Origin of the sequence: Bradyrhizobium sp. AS23.2 (assembly GCF_001908185.1) — a bacterium.
Taxonomy (GTDB): Bacteria; Pseudomonadota; Alphaproteobacteria; order Rhizobiales; family Xanthobacteraceae; genus Bradyrhizobium.
The window spans coordinates 1-13,847 of sequence record NZ_LGHM01000219.1; the positions used below are offsets into that span (position 1 = coordinate 1).

Genomic DNA, 13,847 nt, shown 5'->3' on the forward strand with positions numbered 1-13,847 from the left:
CGGCGGATGGCGGAGCATCTACTTCTCAGATCACGCGGCACCGAAGCTCTGTATCCTCTTCGCAGTCTCAGAAGCGGTGTTTGAAGGAATTCTTTTCTCCGAAATTTGCGCGCCGTTGCGTTTTCACACAGCCAAGACCCATTGCGGACTTTCGTTGAACAGGCTTGCCCTGCATCCGTTCGGCTATAAAATCCTTGGATCGCGCGGACCTTGTGCACCGTCGCGGTGCGTGGCCAGAGGATCATGTGGACGTTCTTAATCGGCCTGTGCCTTTTCGTCGGGCTTGCCATGGCAGCGCTATGGCTTGGGCAAGGCGCCAGACGGCGTTTCCCAAAGGCCTATACGACGGTCGACAAAATCGTTTCCAGCATCGACCTACTTTTCATCATAGCCGTGTTTTTTGTAGTGTTTTACATGACACGTTGAAGAAGGCCGCAGCTGGCCCATAAGCTTCGATCTCCATCAGTTAGTCGGCTTCTGGTCCCTTTTGCGACCTCCGGCGACGTCCGCTATTGCGCCGCTATTGGCGAACAAGCGGACGTCAGACGGGCCCGAGCCGAGCCCTCCGATTTGTGAGTACATGCCCTAGTCCCGCCTGAAGCGATAGTCGAACGCTGCGTCGAGCGGCTTGATCAATCCGGCGGTCGGTGCCGGAAAGTGGATCGGCAGGATCAGCGTGTCGGTGTCCGCAACCGAGGCGAAGAACTTTCGCCGCGAGACCGCCGACTGCTTCGGGTCCCAGTCCGGCTTCGCCGACCAGTCCGGCTCGCGGCACTGGATCTGGTGATGCATGAGATCGCCCGCGACCACCGCGCGCTGGCCTTTCGAGAAGATGTTCACGCAGCAATGGCAGGGCGAATGCCCCGGCGTCGACGTCAGCGTGACCGTGTCGTCGAGCGCGTAATCATCGTCGACCAGGAGCGCCTGCCCTGCCTCGACGATCGGCAGGCAGTTGTCGCGGAAGACGGTGCCGGGTGGATTGTTGCCCTTGGCGTGCTCCGCCTCCCAGGCGGCGTACTCGCCTTTGTGGAACACGTACTTCGCGTTCGGAAACGTTGGCAGCCAGCGGCCGTCGCGTAACGTCGTGTTCCAGCCGGTGTGGTCTATGTGCAGATGCGTGCAGAAGACATAGTCGACCTGCTCGAAGCCGATCCCAAGCGCGAACAATTCGTTGTGCCAGCGCTCCTTGCCGGGAAAGTCGAACGGCGGCGGATGGCCCTTGTCCTCGCCGGTGCAGGTATCGACCAGGATGGTGTACCGCGGCGTGCGCACCACAAACGTCTGGTAGGTGATGACCATCATGCCGCGCGCGGCGTCGAACACCTCAGGCTCCATCGTCGGCAGATGGCGTTTGAACACGCCTTCGTCATAGGCCGGGAAAAAGTCCTGCGGCCGCCGCCACGGTCCTTCCCGCTCGATCACCGCATCGATGGTGATGTCGCCGATCCTGAGCTGCTTCATCGCCGTTTCGTTCCTTTTTTTGAGGGAGCGTACCGGGCGGCATGGGGGCGTTCAAGCCGTGCAGCGCCTATGCGTGACCATTGCCGCAAATCAACCTCAAATACCACCGAGGGTGATCGTGAAAATGGGGATGATTAGTGGGCCGGAAACTGACATTCACGGCGGCAGCCATGATTGCCGTCGCGGCGGGCGTCTACATCAACAACACCAGTCCTCTGGCGCCGCATCGCGACGGCAAGCCGGTGCTGCTCGCGCATCGCGGCCTTGCGCAACGCTTCGATGAGCGCGATGTGAAGAACAACACCTGCACCGCCGCGCGAATGTTGCCGCCGGCGCACGACTATCTGGAGAACACGATTCGCTCGATGCACGCGAGCTTCGACGCCGGCGCCGATGTGGTCGAGCTCGATGTGCACCCGACCACGGACGGCGAATTCGCCGTATTCCACGACTGGACGCTCGACTGCCGCACCGACGGTCAAGGCATCACGCGCGAGCAGAGCATGGCCAAACTGAAAATGCTCGACATCGGCTACGGCTACACAGCCGACGGCGGCAAGACATTCCCGTTTCGCGGCAAAGGCGTCGGGATGATGCCGGCGCTCTCCGAGGTCCTTGGCGCCTTCCCCGACCGGCGCCTCCTCATCAACGTGAAGAGCCGCGACGCGAAGGAGGGCGAGAAGCTCGCCGCCGTGCTGAACGCGCTGCCGTCCGGTCAACGACGGATGATCATGGTCTATGGCGGTGACGAGCCAATTGAGGTGGTCCGTCGCCTCACCCCGGACGTCCGCACGATCTCCCGCGCGGCAATCCGGAGCTGCCTGATCCGTTATATCGGCTATGGGTGGACCGGCCTGGTGCCGGCCGCCTGCCGCGACGCGATGGTGCTGGTGCCAATCAATGTCGCGCCCTGGCTATGGGGTTGGCCCAGCCGCTTCCTCGCTCGCATGGACAATGCCAACAGCGCGGTGTTCGTGCTCGGTCTCTACAACGGAGGCGAGTTCTCCACCGGCATCGATACACCGGAGTTGTTCGCCCGGCTTCCGCAAGGCTATCCCGGCGGGATCTGGACCAATGAGATCGAAGCAATCGCCGCAATCGCGGGCAAGAGCAAAGACTAGCTCCGCAACCCCGGCGCTTCCTGCCCCGTGCGCGCAACATATTCGGTGTAGCCGCCGCCAAACTGGTGGATGCCTTCGGGCGTCAGCTCCAGCACGCGGTTAGACAGCGTCGCCAGAAAATGCCGGTCGTGCGAGACGAACAGCATGGTGCCCTCGAAATCCGACAGCGCCGTGATCAGCATTTCCTTGGTGGCGAGGTCGAGATGGTTGGTCGGCTCGTCCAGCACCAGGAAGTTCGGCGGATCGAACAGCATCTTGGCCATCACGAGCCGCGCCTTCTCGCCGCCGGAGAGCACGCGGCAGCGCTTCTCGACGTCGTCGCCGGAGAAGCCGAAGCAGCCGGCCAGCGCGCGCAAGGAGCCCTGCCCCGCGGTCGGAAACGCATCTTCCAGCGACTGGAACACGGTACGTTCACCGTCGAGCAGGTCCATCGCGTGCTGGGCGAAATAGCCCATCTTGACGCTGCCGCCGACCGCCACCGTGCCCTTGTCCGGATCGCTCGCACCGGCAACGAGCTTGAGCAGCGTCGACTTGCCGGCGCCGTTGACGCCCATCACGCACCAGCGCTCGCGCCGGCGGATCATGAAATCGAGGCCGTCATAGATGCGCTTGCTGCCGTAGCCCTTGTGCACGTTCTTGAGCGCGACGACGTCCTCACCCGAGCGCGGCGCAGGCGGAAAGTCGAACGCGACGCTCTGGCGGCGGCGCGGCGGCTCGACCCGCTCGATCTTGTCGAGTTTCTTCACGCGGCTCTGCACCTGCGCCGCATGCGAGGCACGGGCCTTGAAGCGCTCGATGAACTTGATTTCCTTGGCGAGCATGGCCTGCTGGCGCTCGAACTGCGCCTGCTGCTGCTTCTCGTTCTGCGCCCGCTGCTGTTCGTAGAACTCGTAATCGCCGGTGTAGGTGGTGAGCGAGCCACTATCGATCTCGATCACCTTGGAGATCACGCGGTTGATGAACTCGCGGTCATGCGAGGTCATCAAGAGCGTGCCCTCATAGTCGTGCAGGAATTTCTCCAACCAGATCAGGCTTTCGAGATCGAGATGGTTGCTCGGCTCGTCAAGCAGCATGACGTCGGGACGCATCAGGAGGATGCGGGCCAGCGCCACGCGCATCTTCCAGCCGCCGGAGAGCTTACCGACGTCGCCGTCCATCATCTCCTGGCTGAAGCCGAGGCCCGCCAGCGCCTCGCGCGCGCGGCCGTCGAGCGCGTAGCCGTCGAGCTCCTCGAAACGGTGCTGCACCTCGCCATAGCGGGCGATGATCTCGTCCATCTGGTCGGCCTTGTCGGGATCAGCCATCGCAGCCTCGAGCTCGCGCAGCTCAGCCGCGACCTCGCTGACGGGACCAGCGCCGTCCATCACCTCGGCGACAGCGCTGCGGCCGGACATCTCGCCGACATCCTGGTTGAAATAGCCGATGGTGATGCCGCGATCGGTCGAGACCTGGCCCTCATCGGGCAGTTCCTGGCCGGCGATCATCCGGAACAGCGTGGTCTTGCCCGCGCCATTCGGCCCGACAAGGCCGATCTTCTCGCCCTTGTTGAGAGCGGCGGAGGCTTCAATGAACAGGATCTGGTGGCCGGCTTGCTTGCTGACGTTGTCGAGGCGGATCATGGGGTCTTTTGGGGGGGAATTTTGCGTTGCAGCGTAATAGGCCATGCGGGCCGCCAGGGGAAGCCCGGCCGGGCCCGGAATGACGCAGGTTGGCGCCTCAGGGGCGAGCTTTGATAGAAAAACTGAGCAGCGCGCCCGCCTAGAGCGTTTTCGAGCGAACTGGATACCGGTTCGCGTAAAGAAAACGCGTCAAAACAAGAATCTAGAGCCCCGTTCCGATTCCATCTGAACGGAAATGGCCCTAGGCCCGTCGTATCAGCTTGAGCGAAGCCGCAAGGCGCAGGCTGCGCTTGCCGGCGAGCGCGATGCCTTCGAGTTCGCCGCCATCGGCCGTGCAGGTCCCGGAGAAGCCGATCCCGACCTCGCAGCCGCCGAACACCGGGTTTTCGCCCTTCGAAGGGGTATGCTCCTGGTTGAGAATCTCACCCTTCCAGCGGCCATCCGCGGAGGAATAGGATCCGAGGTAGTAGAAAAGCGCATCGCCGCCGAGGATGCGGCCGTCCATCAGCAGCATCACGCCGGAGAGCCCGGCATCGACGCCATCGAGCGCGCGCAGATTGATCCCATAGAGACCGTTGGCGATCCCACCCGGCCCGATCGTCCCACGCGAGGGCAGCGCCTCGTCGTCGAGCGGCACGAGGTTTGCCCAGAACACGCCGTCGGGCATCGCATCCGCCTTGCCCTCGAGCAGGATCGTCGATCCCTCCGTCCTGCCGCGCACCTTGATCGCAGCGACGTCGGTGCCCATCAGCGGCCTGTAATTGGGATCGTCATTGTGGCGCTCAGTGATGACATCGCCTTCGATCACGCCGTCCCTGACGTCGTAGGTCCCGAGATGCGCGAAGGCCGAATTGCCGCCCAGCATCTTGCCGTCGTGCAAGCACATGATGCTGCGACCGAAGGCGCCGTTGATGCCGTATTCAACCTTGTAGAGTCCGTCCAGCAACGTCATAAACCCGCAAAATCAAAAAGAATCGCGGGCTACCTAGCACTGCCGTCGCATCGAGGCCATCCGGCTTTTCCGCGCAGGGGCCGTTGGCGGAGCCTTCCGTGCCATGGTGCCATCATGCGCCTGTTTTGCCCGACGGGTCAATCGATTTCGCCTAATCCGCAGTCACCATTCCAGTCCCCCGGCTACTTTGCATGGGGTTGTTTTCGAGTTTTTTGTTGCGCGGTCCCGGACGGCATCCATCACACGCTCAAGCGCGATGAAATCGGGATGAATCGTCATCGCGCTTTAGGTTGTTGTTTGAGCATGATCTCCGCGCAAACACGTTCCGCGTTTGTCGCGAGGAAAAACCGCTTCACACTTTGCGCTAACGCGGCCCTTCGGGTCCGGATCATGCTCTAGTGACGTTTGAAATACTGCACCTCGCGCTCGTGCTTCTCGGCCGCCGCACGGCTCCTGAAAGTGCCGAGGTTGCGGCGCTTGCCGGTCTTGGGATTCACCTTGCGTGAGTAGAGGCGATATTCGCCGGATGCGAGTTTGCGGATCATGATTGCGCCTCCTCCTCGTGCGTTCGGATTCAACCCGCTTCGCACGGGGTCCGTTCCGTCAGGGCTTGCCGGCCGGGGCGAACTGCTGATTGGCGAAAGGCTGCTGATCGGCGGGAACCTTCATGACTACGAAGCTGCGATTCATCGAGCGGTGACAGGCATTGCAGCCCTCGGTCAGCTCGCCCAGCGCTTTTGTGAATTTGCGGCCGTCCTTCGCGTTGATCGCGTCCGCCATCGATTGCAGCGACGGCTCCAGCGTCGTGACGTTGCTGGCGGGAATGCCGGAATAGAGCACGGCGGCCTCGACCAGGCTTGCCTTGAGCTGGCTCAGCTCGTAGGCGGCCAGCTCCCAATTCTGCGCCTTGCCGGCCAACCAGAGCTTCTGGTGGCGCGTCTGCGCGGCGCTCATGATGTCGCCGAGGCGAGGCACGTACGGGTCCGCCGACGGCGATTTGAGGTCCTGCGCCGTTGCCACAGCGCTCACGGCGCCCGCGCCGACCAGCGCCAGCATCCAACCCCGAAGCTTCATCACCCGTCTCCATTCCTGTGAAAGCCCAGTGTAGACCGACGCGGCGACCGGCGGCCTTGCGCTCGATCAAGGCCGGCTTCGAACCCGGCGGCACAAGCGTGCGACAAAGCGGGCATGGATCAGATGCAATTGCCAGCCGAGGAGCAGATCGCAGCCATCGTCGCAAGCGCGGCGAAACAGCCGCTGCTCGATGCCGCCTTCGAGCTGTGGTGCCGCCGCTACCGGCTGGACTCGATCGAGGGCCGCCCGACCGACGAAGAGGTCCGCGTCTATCGCACACTCACGCCGGAGCAGATACGCGCGAAATACCGCTGGGATCGCGACCATGCCCATGAAGGGCCGATGTTCGGCTATCTCAAGCGCGCACATCCGCATGCTGACGATGCCGCGATCAGGCAGGCCATCATCGTCGCCGTCAAATTCGAGGATGCCACCTTCGAGCACTTCAACTGGAACGGCGATTTCTGGGACTGCGTCGTGCGCGCCGTCGCAAGGGCGGCCGCGCAATATCCGGACTTTCTCGATACGACCTATCGCGACGCCCGTAAAAACGTCGCCTATTACTACAAGTGAGCTAGAAGCACAGCGTGGTGACGAGCTTGCCCTGCTTGTCCTTGATCGCATAGGGACAACGCAGCCGCTCCAGCGCCTTCTTGGCGTCCTCGTCGCCGAGCGCCGCCGCGCGCTCGTAATAGGCCTTCGCGGCATCCTTGTCCTTCGGCCCACCGCGGCCCTCCTGAGCGAAGGCGCCCATCCGCTCCAGCGCGCCGGGATGGTTTTGCGCCGCCGCCTTCTCGAACATCGCGCGCGCCGCGACGTCGTCCCTCTCGCCGCCGCTGCCGTTGGAGAGCATCAGGCCAAGCTGGTACTGCGCCTCCGCGTTGGTTTCGGCGGCCTTGCCGAGCAGAGCGCGGGCCTGCGCGGGATCCGCGGGCGCGCCGCCGAGCGCGGCAAGATTGCTGACGCCACGGGGATTGCCGGCCTGCGCCGCCTTCTCGAACAGTTTTCGCGCCTGCGCCTCATCCTTGGCAACACCGGAGCCGGTGCCGTAGGCCACGCCGAGCTCGACCATCGCCGCGCTCGAGCCCTTGTCGGCCGCCTTGCGCCAGGCGGCGATCGCCTCGCTCGTTTGCCGGTTGGCGGCATAGGCGCGGCCGAGCGCGAACATCGCGCGCCGAGACGACGGCGCGGCCTGCTTGCAGAATCTGATCGCGGTCGGGATGTCGGCGGAAGCGACGTCCGTCACGCCCTTCACTTCGGTCGGCTTGTCGGGATCGCTGGGATCGGCCGCCACCCGGTCGCACAGCATGAGATCGGCCGATTGCGCCTGTGCCGATAACGGCAAAGCAAGCGTGAAGAGGATGGCAAGGAGACAAGTCCGCATGGACGCCACGTTGCGACCCCGCCCCGGCAAATTCAAGGCTCCAGTCCCGATTGCCGCAGCACGGGCACGACCTCGGGCGATGCCAGATAATGCAGCAGCCGGTCCGCGGCGTCGGCATGTTTCGCGTTCGATATGCGGCCGGCGGAGAACACGGCCGGTGTCTGCAGATCGTGCGGGATCGGTCCGACCACCTCGATGCCCTCGACCTGCTTCAACTCGCTGATCTGCTGCACGGCGAGATCAGCCTCGCCGCTGACGAGCCGTTCCGCCGTAAAACCCTGCTCGACGATGGTGGCCTTGGCGTTGATCTCGGCTGCGATGCCCATCCGCACGATCAACTGGGCGAAGTAGACCCCGCTCGCGCCGAGCCGCGAATAGGCGACGGACCGCGCCGCGAGCAACGCCTTGCGCAGCGCGGCTTCGGTCGCGATGTCGGGATGCGCGTGCCCTGCCCTCACGGCAATGCCGACGAAAGAGCGCGCCAGATCGGCCGCACTGCCGGCGACCACGCGGCCCTCACCGATCACCTCGTCGAGCCCCTCGCGCGTGAGGATCACGAGATCCGCAGCCTCGCCGTCGCGCAGCCGCTTGAGCAGCGCCAGCGTCGGCGCAAAGTCGGCATCGATGCGGACACCTGTCGCCGCCTCGTACGCGGAGGACAGGCTGCGCATCGCCCCCATCAAGCCGAGCGTCGAGAGCATACGAACGTTTTCCATGTAGAATCCTGGGGTAGCGATCAGGAGCGGTGCAACAGCTTGAGCGCGGCGGTCAGGCGCAGGCTGCGCTTGCCAGCGAGCGCGATCGCCTCCAACACCGCCTGCTCCGCATCATAGCTGCCGGAGAAGCCGATGCCGACCTCGTGGCCGCCGAAGATCGGATCATCCTTTGCCGGCGTGTGCTCCTGATTGAGAATCTGGCCCTTCCAGCGCCCGTTCGCGGCGATGTAGCTGCCGAGATAGTAGACCGAGGCATCGCCGCCGAGGATGCGGCCCTGGTTGAGCAGCATCACGCCGGTGAGCCCACCGTCGACGCCGTCGAGCAAGCGCAGATGCACCGAATAGAGCCCATCGACGATCCCGGCCTCGCCGACGACGCCGGCGATCGGCGCTTCGTCTTCCGTGATCGGCGTCATGACCGACTGGAAGGGAACGCCGGGCAGCTCCTTGAGTTCGCCCTTGAATCGATAGAGATCGCCATCCGCCCAGCCCTTCGCGATCAACGTCGCATCGTCGGTACCGGCCATGGCGCGATAGTTCGGATCGGGGTTGTGGCGAACGGTCTTGATCACGATGTCGATGCCGCCTTCGGTCTTCTCGTAGCTGCCGATGTGAGCAAAGGCCGAATTGCCGCCGAGCATCTTGCCATTGCCAGCATGCATCACGCCCCGGCCGATCACGTCGCCGAGCTGAAATCTCACCTTGTAAAAGCCTTCAAACACCAGCCGTGCCCCCGGCCCCGCGCGCATCCCAAGGACACTCTATCCCGGTTTTCGGCACCCGTGGACAGATTTCAAGGTGGCATGGCCGACAGACCACAATGATGGTCGTCATCAGAATGCAAAAAATCCGCCGGAGCCATTCAGCTCCGGCGGATTGAGAGCCAACCCGGGTCTGCCCCCAGCCCGGGCTGGGAGGATATTAGGCCGCGGCCTTCTTGTCGGCCGGCACGGATGCGATCGTCTTCAGGATCTGCGAAGCGATCTGGTATGGGTCGCCCTGCGAGTTCGGACGACGGTCTTCCAGATAGCCCTTGTAGCCGTTGTTGACGAAGGAGTGCGGAACGCGGATCGACGCACCGCGATCGGCAACGCCGTAGCTGAACTTGTTCCACGGCGCGGTCTCGTGCTTGCCGGTCAGACGCTTGTCGTTGTCCGGGCCGTAGACGGCGATGTGGTCCATCAGATTCTTGTCGAAGGCAGCCATCAGCGCCTCGAAGTACTCCTTGCCGCCAACCGTACGCATGTACTCGGTCGAGAAGTTGGCGTGCATGCCGGAGCCGTTCCAGTCGGTGTCGCCGAGCGGCTTGCAGTGGAATTCGATGTCGATGCCGTACTTCTCGGTCAGGCGCAGCATCAGGTAGCGGGCCATCCACATCTGGTCGGCAGCGGTCTTGGAGCCTTTGCCGAAGATCTGGAATTCCCACTGGCCCTTCGCGACTTCCGCGTTGATGCCTTCATGGTTGATGCCGGCCGCGAGGCAGAGGTCGAGATGCTCTTCGACGATCTTGCGGGCGACGTCGCCGACGTTCGAGTAGCCGACGCCGGTGTAGTACGGACCCTGCGGGGCCGGATAACCGGATGACGGGAAGCCGAGCGGACGGCCGTCCTTGTAGAAGAAGTATTCCTGCTCGAAGCCGAACCAGGCGCCGGCGTCATCGAGGATGGTGGCGCGCTTGTTGGAGGCATGCGGGGTCTTGCCGTCGGGCATCATGACTTCGCACATCACGAGCACGCCGTTGGTGCGCGCGGCGTCCGGGAAGACAGCGACCGGCTTCAGCACGCAATCGGAGCTGTGGCCTTCGGCCTGCTGGGTGGAGGAGCCATCGAAGCCCCAGAGCGGAAGCTGATCGAGCGTCGGGAACGACGCGAATTCCTTGATCTGAGTTTTGCCCCGCAAATTCGGAGTTGGCGTATATCCGTCGAGCCAGATGTACTCGAGCTTATACTTGGTCATTGAGCCTCTCTGTAGATGATGCGAAAGGTGGGGACGGCTGGTCCCCGCACGTTTGTACCCGGCCATCATCGGCCGGCCCTCTACAAGCATTTTGCGTGCCAAACGGCCGCAGCGCGGGAGGTTTTCCACCGCCGCCTGCCTCCCCGGACTGCCAGTCACCCGTCCACAATTGCGTGCGTCATAGCGGCGCACCTTTACGTGAAGCTGCACCGCAAAAATCCCGCGGAAAACGCCCGTTTCTGGAGCAGCCGGACCTGTCACGGAGGTTGCCGACTAAACCCGCATCAACGTCCAGCAATTTTCGCAAAGCCCAGGGCCACAGTTCGCAACCTTTGGAATGGCCCATGCGTTAGCCATCCACGTGCTGCCTTGAAGGATGCAGGAGGTTCTCTGCCTAGAAGATAGGCAAGGAGTGGTGTCCTTTTCAGCACTTTGCATTTCGGGATGCGCGGCCAATGTGGGGATTCCAGTAACCACAATCGAACGAGTCGGGCGCACCATGGAGGCCAAGGCGCTTCGACCAAGGAGAAATCGCAATGATGAACAATGGTCTGAGTCAGGGATCTGCAAAGATCTACCAATTCCCCGTCGGGGGCCGCGCAGCTCTCGGGGGGGCGCCGCCTTGGCGAAACCCGCCTTCCCGCCGATCACGTTTCGCTTCCGCCGAACGTCTCGATCTGCAGCGATAGCTGGTATCACCAGGAGGCGATCGACGAAGCCAAGCCGAAATGGGACCGCTGATGCCTGTGGCTGGTTTGATACCGCCGCGCTCTCACAAGCGCCCGGCGGCAGTTTGAAAAAGGGTCGAAACAACGAGGTTTCGGCCCTTTTGGATTCTTGCGGGAAAGACGCCGTTCAGATCACCGCGCAGGCCGTCACCGGCCGCTTTAGATGCTTGATCGTGGTGGCCCCATTCCTGCCGATCTTCAGCGTGATCCCCGCCCCCGAATAGCGTGCGCCCGAGACCGTCAACCGCTTGGCGAGCGTGATAGGTTCGCCGTCGATCTGGAGGAAGGCGCGCTTGTCGTCGTCATAAAACCCCGCGATGAACTGCGTACCATCGGCGCAGCGGTAGGTGCGGAACGTCTGCGCGTCGGCCTGCCGCGCCCCGGAAATTCCGCTTGCCAGCATGGTGATCGTCAAAAGAATGGCCTTGTGCCGGCCCATGATCGCCCCCTGTAATAGACCTCAAGGACGCCCGTCGCGCGTCCAATCGAAACATAACCCAAGCTGATCTAATGTCAGATTCCCCTGCCCGTCACCTCGCCCTGCAAGGCGCCAGCAATTTTCGCGACCTCGGTGGCTATCCGACCACTGATGGCCGCACCACGCGCTGGCGGCACATCTTCCGCTCCAACCATCTCGGCCAGCTCACGGCCGATGACATCAAGATCGTCCACGCGCTGGGCGTGCGGAGCGCATTTGATTTTCGCGGCGTCGAGGAGCGCGGGGGCGGCGTCTGCGTCATGGACGAAATCACCGTGCATTCGCTGCCGATCGAGCCGACGGTCGTGGCCGCGCTGCGCGCCGAGCTCGTCGCGGGCAAGCTGACCGCGCCGGTCGCGCTCGAGATTATGCGCGAATCCTATCGCAACTATGTCCGCTACAACACGCATAGCTTCCGCATGCTGTTCGGCCATCTCCTGGAAGACCGCGCGCCGCTCGTGATCCACTGCACCGCCGGCAAGGATCGCACCGGCTTTGCCAGCGCGCTGATCCTGCATGCGCTTGGCGTGGCCCACGAGGTCATTGCGGAGGATTATCTGCTGACCAACCAGTTTTACCGGCGCGATGCGACGGCTGCCATCGAGTTACCCGACGACGTGCGCAATGCCATTGGCAGCGTCGAGGCGTCCTACCTCGCGGCTGCCTTCGAAGCCGTCAGCAGCGAATATGGCGACCTCGAAACCTATTTGCGTGAAGGGCTCAAGGTCGGAGCGGCCGAGCGCACCGCGCTGCAGGAGCGCTATCTGCAAGCATGAGCGGCCGCAGCGGTTTCAAGCGGTCAGCCCCGTGGCCTTGATGATGGCGCCCTTGAGGGCCAGAGAAATCTGCTGGGTGCTCCAGTCGCTCTGGTGCAGCTGGTCGGGATCGCTCGTGTCGATCAATTGCTCGAACGGTACATTGTCCTGCACGTGCCAATGCCGCATCAGCGCCCAGCGCTGAAACAAATTGACCTCGATCTCATTGGCGGCGTCGCGGATCAGCCGGACCATCTTGTCCGAGAGCTCCGCGCGATCATCCCAAAGCATCTTCGTCACATACTGCGGATCAATCACCAGAACCTCGAAGCCGCGAGCGCGCAATTGCGCCAGGCCCTTCCTGATGTTCCCGGCAACGACGTCCACGTCGTAGATGTCGTTGTGAAAGACTGCGTTCGTCCCAACCTGCCAGATGACCAGCGCCGGATCATCATGGAAGATATCCGCTTCGAAGCGTCCGAGCTCTTCGCTTGCCTCTTCTCCGCCCTTACCCCGGTTGAGCACGTCAATCCGGATGTCCGGCCGATGGACAACGTCCTTGAAGTATTGTCGCAGATACATCTCGAGCCGATAGGGATACGGGACAACATCGCCTCGTCCAGCCGTTGACGACGACCCCATAGCGACGATGCGCACCGGCCCCTTTCCGTCCAAGGCTTGCCGGAGCCGCATCAGCGGGTATTTCAGGTCGACGATTGCAGCGGGAAACTCGATGGTCGGCAAATTGTCAGCCATGAAACAACCTCCTCCACGATCTAAAGTTGCACCTATAGCCCAGCCTTGAAGCTGCCGCCATTGCAAGTCCAATGCGCCGCGCGCAATAGTCAGCGCGAATGGGACCGACGGAGGGTATCGTGCAGGGAAAAGTCATTGTCGTGACCGGCGCACTCGGCGCGCTTGGCAAGGTGGTCGCCGAGACCGCGCAGTCACGCGGGGCGCGCGTTGCCGGCATCGATCACGCGCCCTCGCAGATTCCCGCGACCGCCGAACGCATCGAGATCGGCAGCGTCGATCTCTCGGACCCGGCGCAGGCGAAGACGGCGATCGAGGCGGCGGCGAAGCATTTCGGCCGGCTCGACGCACTGATCAACATTGCCGGCGGCTTCGCCTTCGAGACTGTGGGGGATGGCGACATCAAGACGTGGCAGCGCATGCATGCACTGAACGTGCTCACCGCGCTCAACACCTCGCGCGCGGCCCTGCCGCACCTCGCCGCGTCCACAGCCGGTCGCATCATCAACATCGGTGCCATGGGCGCACTCCAGGCAGGAGGCGGCATGGGGCCCTACGCGGCTTCGAAGGCGGGCGTGCATCGCCTCACTGAAGCGCTGGCGAACGAGTGGAAAGGCAAGGTCACGGTGAACGCGGTGCTGCCGTCGATCATCGACACCAAGGCCAACCGCGCGGACATGCCGAAAGCGGACTTCTCCAAATGGGTCACGCCGCAGGAACTCGCGGAGGTGATCCTGTTCCTCGCCAGTGACGCGGCGAGCGGCATCACCGGCGCGCTGATCCCGGTGGGTGGACGGGTGTAATCACATTCCGATGCGACCGTCCGAGCGCCGGCTCTGATTCAATCGGA

15 protein-coding genes and 1 pseudogene are annotated in these 13,847 nt (G+C 63.2%); 5 read left to right on the forward strand and 11 right to left on the reverse strand.

The genetic code is table 11. The annotated features are described in order from the left end of the window. Positions 1 to 585: 585 nt before the first annotated feature. Positions 586 to 1,461: an MBL fold metallo-hydrolase gene (locus tag AC630_RS37385; RefSeq protein ID WP_074123387.1), complete on the reverse strand. Its 876-nt coding sequence runs from the start codon at positions 1,459 to 1,461 to the stop codon at positions 586 to 588. Positions 1,462 to 1,598: 137 nt separating this feature from the next. Here AC630_RS37385 and AC630_RS37390 point away from each other — a divergent pair, with 137 nt between their 5' ends. Beyond that, positions 1,599 to 2,582, forward strand: coding sequence for a glycerophosphodiester phosphodiesterase family protein (locus tag AC630_RS37390; protein ID WP_074123388.1), 984 nt, complete (start codon positions 1,599 to 1,601; stop codon positions 2,580 to 2,582). On the opposite strand, the gene AC630_RS37395 is transcribed toward AC630_RS37390, so the two are convergent. The 4 genes from AC630_RS37395 to AC630_RS37405 all read right to left on the reverse strand — a co-directional run bounded on the left by AC630_RS37395 (position 2,579) and on the right by AC630_RS37405 (position 6,209). Continuing rightward, positions 2,579 to 4,201: an ABC-F family ATP-binding cassette domain-containing protein gene (locus AC630_RS37395; RefSeq protein WP_074123389.1), complete on the reverse strand. Its 1,623-nt coding sequence runs from the start codon at positions 4,199 to 4,201 to the stop codon at positions 2,579 to 2,581. The two genes, AC630_RS37390 and AC630_RS37395, sit on opposite strands and share 4 nt — an antisense overlap. A 241-nt stretch (positions 4,202 to 4,442) precedes the next feature. After that, positions 4,443 to 5,147: a GrlR family regulatory protein gene (locus tag AC630_RS37400; protein WP_074123410.1), complete on the reverse strand. Its 705-nt coding sequence runs from the start codon at positions 5,145 to 5,147 to the stop codon at positions 4,443 to 4,445. A gap of 401 nt (positions 5,148 to 5,548) precedes the next feature. Then, positions 5,549 to 5,698 carry a hypothetical protein gene (locus tag AC630_RS44705; RefSeq protein WP_007591825.1) on the reverse strand — a complete coding sequence of 50 codons (150 nt, stop codon included), beginning with the start codon at positions 5,696 to 5,698 and terminating at the stop codon, positions 5,549 to 5,551. Between the two features lie 58 nt (positions 5,699 to 5,756). Next, a complete protein-coding gene (locus tag AC630_RS37405; protein ID WP_502691582.1) occupies positions 5,757 to 6,209 on the reverse strand; it encodes a hypothetical protein in 453 nt (150 codons plus the stop codon). 132 nt (positions 6,210 to 6,341) lie between these two features. Here AC630_RS37405 and AC630_RS37410 point away from each other — a divergent pair, with 132 nt between their 5' ends. Beyond that, positions 6,342 to 6,800, forward strand: coding sequence for a hypothetical protein (locus tag AC630_RS37410; RefSeq protein ID WP_074123391.1), 459 nt, complete (start codon positions 6,342 to 6,344; stop codon positions 6,798 to 6,800). Position 6,801: 1 nt separating this feature from the next. Here AC630_RS37410 and AC630_RS37415 read toward each other — a convergent pair whose 3' ends face one another. The 4 genes from AC630_RS37415 to AC630_RS37430 all read right to left on the reverse strand — a co-directional run bounded on the left by AC630_RS37415 (position 6,802) and on the right by AC630_RS37430 (position 10,283). Beyond that, positions 6,802 to 7,611, reverse strand: coding sequence for a tetratricopeptide repeat protein (locus AC630_RS37415; RefSeq protein ID WP_074123392.1), 810 nt, complete (start codon positions 7,609 to 7,611; stop codon positions 6,802 to 6,804). Positions 7,612 to 7,643: 32 nt separating this feature from the next. After that, positions 7,644 to 8,327: a substrate-binding domain-containing protein gene (locus AC630_RS37420; RefSeq protein ID WP_074123393.1), complete on the reverse strand. Its 684-nt coding sequence runs from the start codon at positions 8,325 to 8,327 to the stop codon at positions 7,644 to 7,646. Positions 8,328 to 8,347: 20 nt separating this feature from the next. Beyond that, complete coding sequence (locus tag AC630_RS37425) at positions 8,348 to 9,049, reverse strand: GrlR family regulatory protein (RefSeq protein ID WP_074123411.1); 702 nt, start codon at positions 9,047 to 9,049, stop codon at positions 8,348 to 8,350. Positions 9,050 to 9,248: 199 nt separating this feature from the next. Continuing rightward, positions 9,249 to 10,283 carry a glutamine synthetase beta-grasp domain-containing protein gene (locus AC630_RS37430; RefSeq protein ID WP_074123394.1) on the reverse strand — a complete coding sequence of 345 codons (1,035 nt, stop codon included), beginning with the start codon at positions 10,281 to 10,283 and terminating at the stop codon, positions 9,249 to 9,251. Between the two features lie 539 nt (positions 10,284 to 10,822). On the opposite strand from AC630_RS37430, the pseudogene AC630_RS37435 reads away from it, so the two are divergent. Continuing rightward, positions 10,823 to 10,994, forward strand: a pseudogene (locus AC630_RS37435) (DUF2735 domain-containing protein); the annotation flags it as partial. A 144-nt stretch (positions 10,995 to 11,138) separates the two neighbouring features. On the opposite strand, the gene AC630_RS37440 reads toward AC630_RS37435, so the two are convergent. After that, positions 11,139 to 11,450: an MliC family protein gene (locus tag AC630_RS37440; RefSeq protein ID WP_074123395.1), complete on the reverse strand. Its 312-nt coding sequence runs from the start codon at positions 11,448 to 11,450 to the stop codon at positions 11,139 to 11,141. 71 nt (positions 11,451 to 11,521) lie between these two features. Here AC630_RS37440 and AC630_RS37445 point away from each other — a divergent pair, with 71 nt between their 5' ends. Next, positions 11,522 to 12,265: a tyrosine-protein phosphatase gene (locus tag AC630_RS37445; protein WP_074123396.1), complete on the forward strand. Its 744-nt coding sequence runs from the start codon at positions 11,522 to 11,524 to the stop codon at positions 12,263 to 12,265. Between the two features lie 15 nt (positions 12,266 to 12,280). Here AC630_RS37445 and AC630_RS37450 read toward each other — a convergent pair whose 3' ends face one another. Further along, entirely contained in the window at positions 12,281 to 12,988 is a 708-nt protein-coding gene (locus AC630_RS37450) for an SGNH/GDSL hydrolase family protein (protein ID WP_245330632.1), read from the reverse strand. Positions 12,989 to 13,119: 131 nt separating this feature from the next. On the opposite strand from AC630_RS37450, the gene AC630_RS37455 reads away from it, so the two are divergent. Then, positions 13,120 to 13,800 (forward strand): SDR family oxidoreductase, encoded by a 681-nt coding sequence (locus tag AC630_RS37455; protein ID WP_074123412.1) that lies wholly within the window; start codon positions 13,120 to 13,122, stop codon positions 13,798 to 13,800. Positions 13,801 to 13,847 lie beyond the last annotated feature (47 nt).

Coding starts and splice junctions, on each gene's coding strand:
- AC630_RS37445 (WP_074123396.1), top strand. CDS start 11,522: ATGTCAGATTCCCCTGCCCGTCACCTCGCCCTGCAAGGCGCCAGCAAT.
- AC630_RS37440 (WP_074123395.1), bottom strand. CDS start 11,450: ATGGGCCGGCACAAGGCCATTCTTTTGACGATCACCATGCTGGCAAGC.
- AC630_RS37405 (WP_502691582.1), bottom strand. CDS start 6,209: ATGCTGGCGCTGGTCGGCGCGGGCGCCGTGAGCGCTGTGGCAACGGCG.
- AC630_RS37420 (WP_074123393.1), bottom strand. CDS start 8,327: ATGGAAAACGTTCGTATGCTCTCGACGCTCGGCTTGATGGGGGCGATG.
- AC630_RS37410 (WP_074123391.1), top strand. CDS start 6,342: ATGGATCAGATGCAATTGCCAGCCGAGGAGCAGATCGCAGCCATCGTC.
- AC630_RS37385 (WP_074123387.1), bottom strand. CDS start 1,461: ATGAAGCAGCTCAGGATCGGCGACATCACCATCGATGCGGTGATCGAG.
- AC630_RS44705 (WP_007591825.1), bottom strand. CDS start 5,698: ATGATCCGCAAACTCGCATCCGGCGAATATCGCCTCTACTCACGCAAG.
- AC630_RS37415 (WP_074123392.1), bottom strand. CDS start 7,611: ATGCGGACTTGTCTCCTTGCCATCCTCTTCACGCTTGCTTTGCCGTTA.
- AC630_RS37430 (WP_074123394.1), bottom strand. CDS start 10,283: ATGACCAAGTATAAGCTCGAGTACATCTGGCTCGACGGATATACGCCA.
- AC630_RS37395 (WP_074123389.1), bottom strand. CDS start 4,201: ATGATCCGCCTCGACAACGTCAGCAAGCAAGCCGGCCACCAGATCCTG.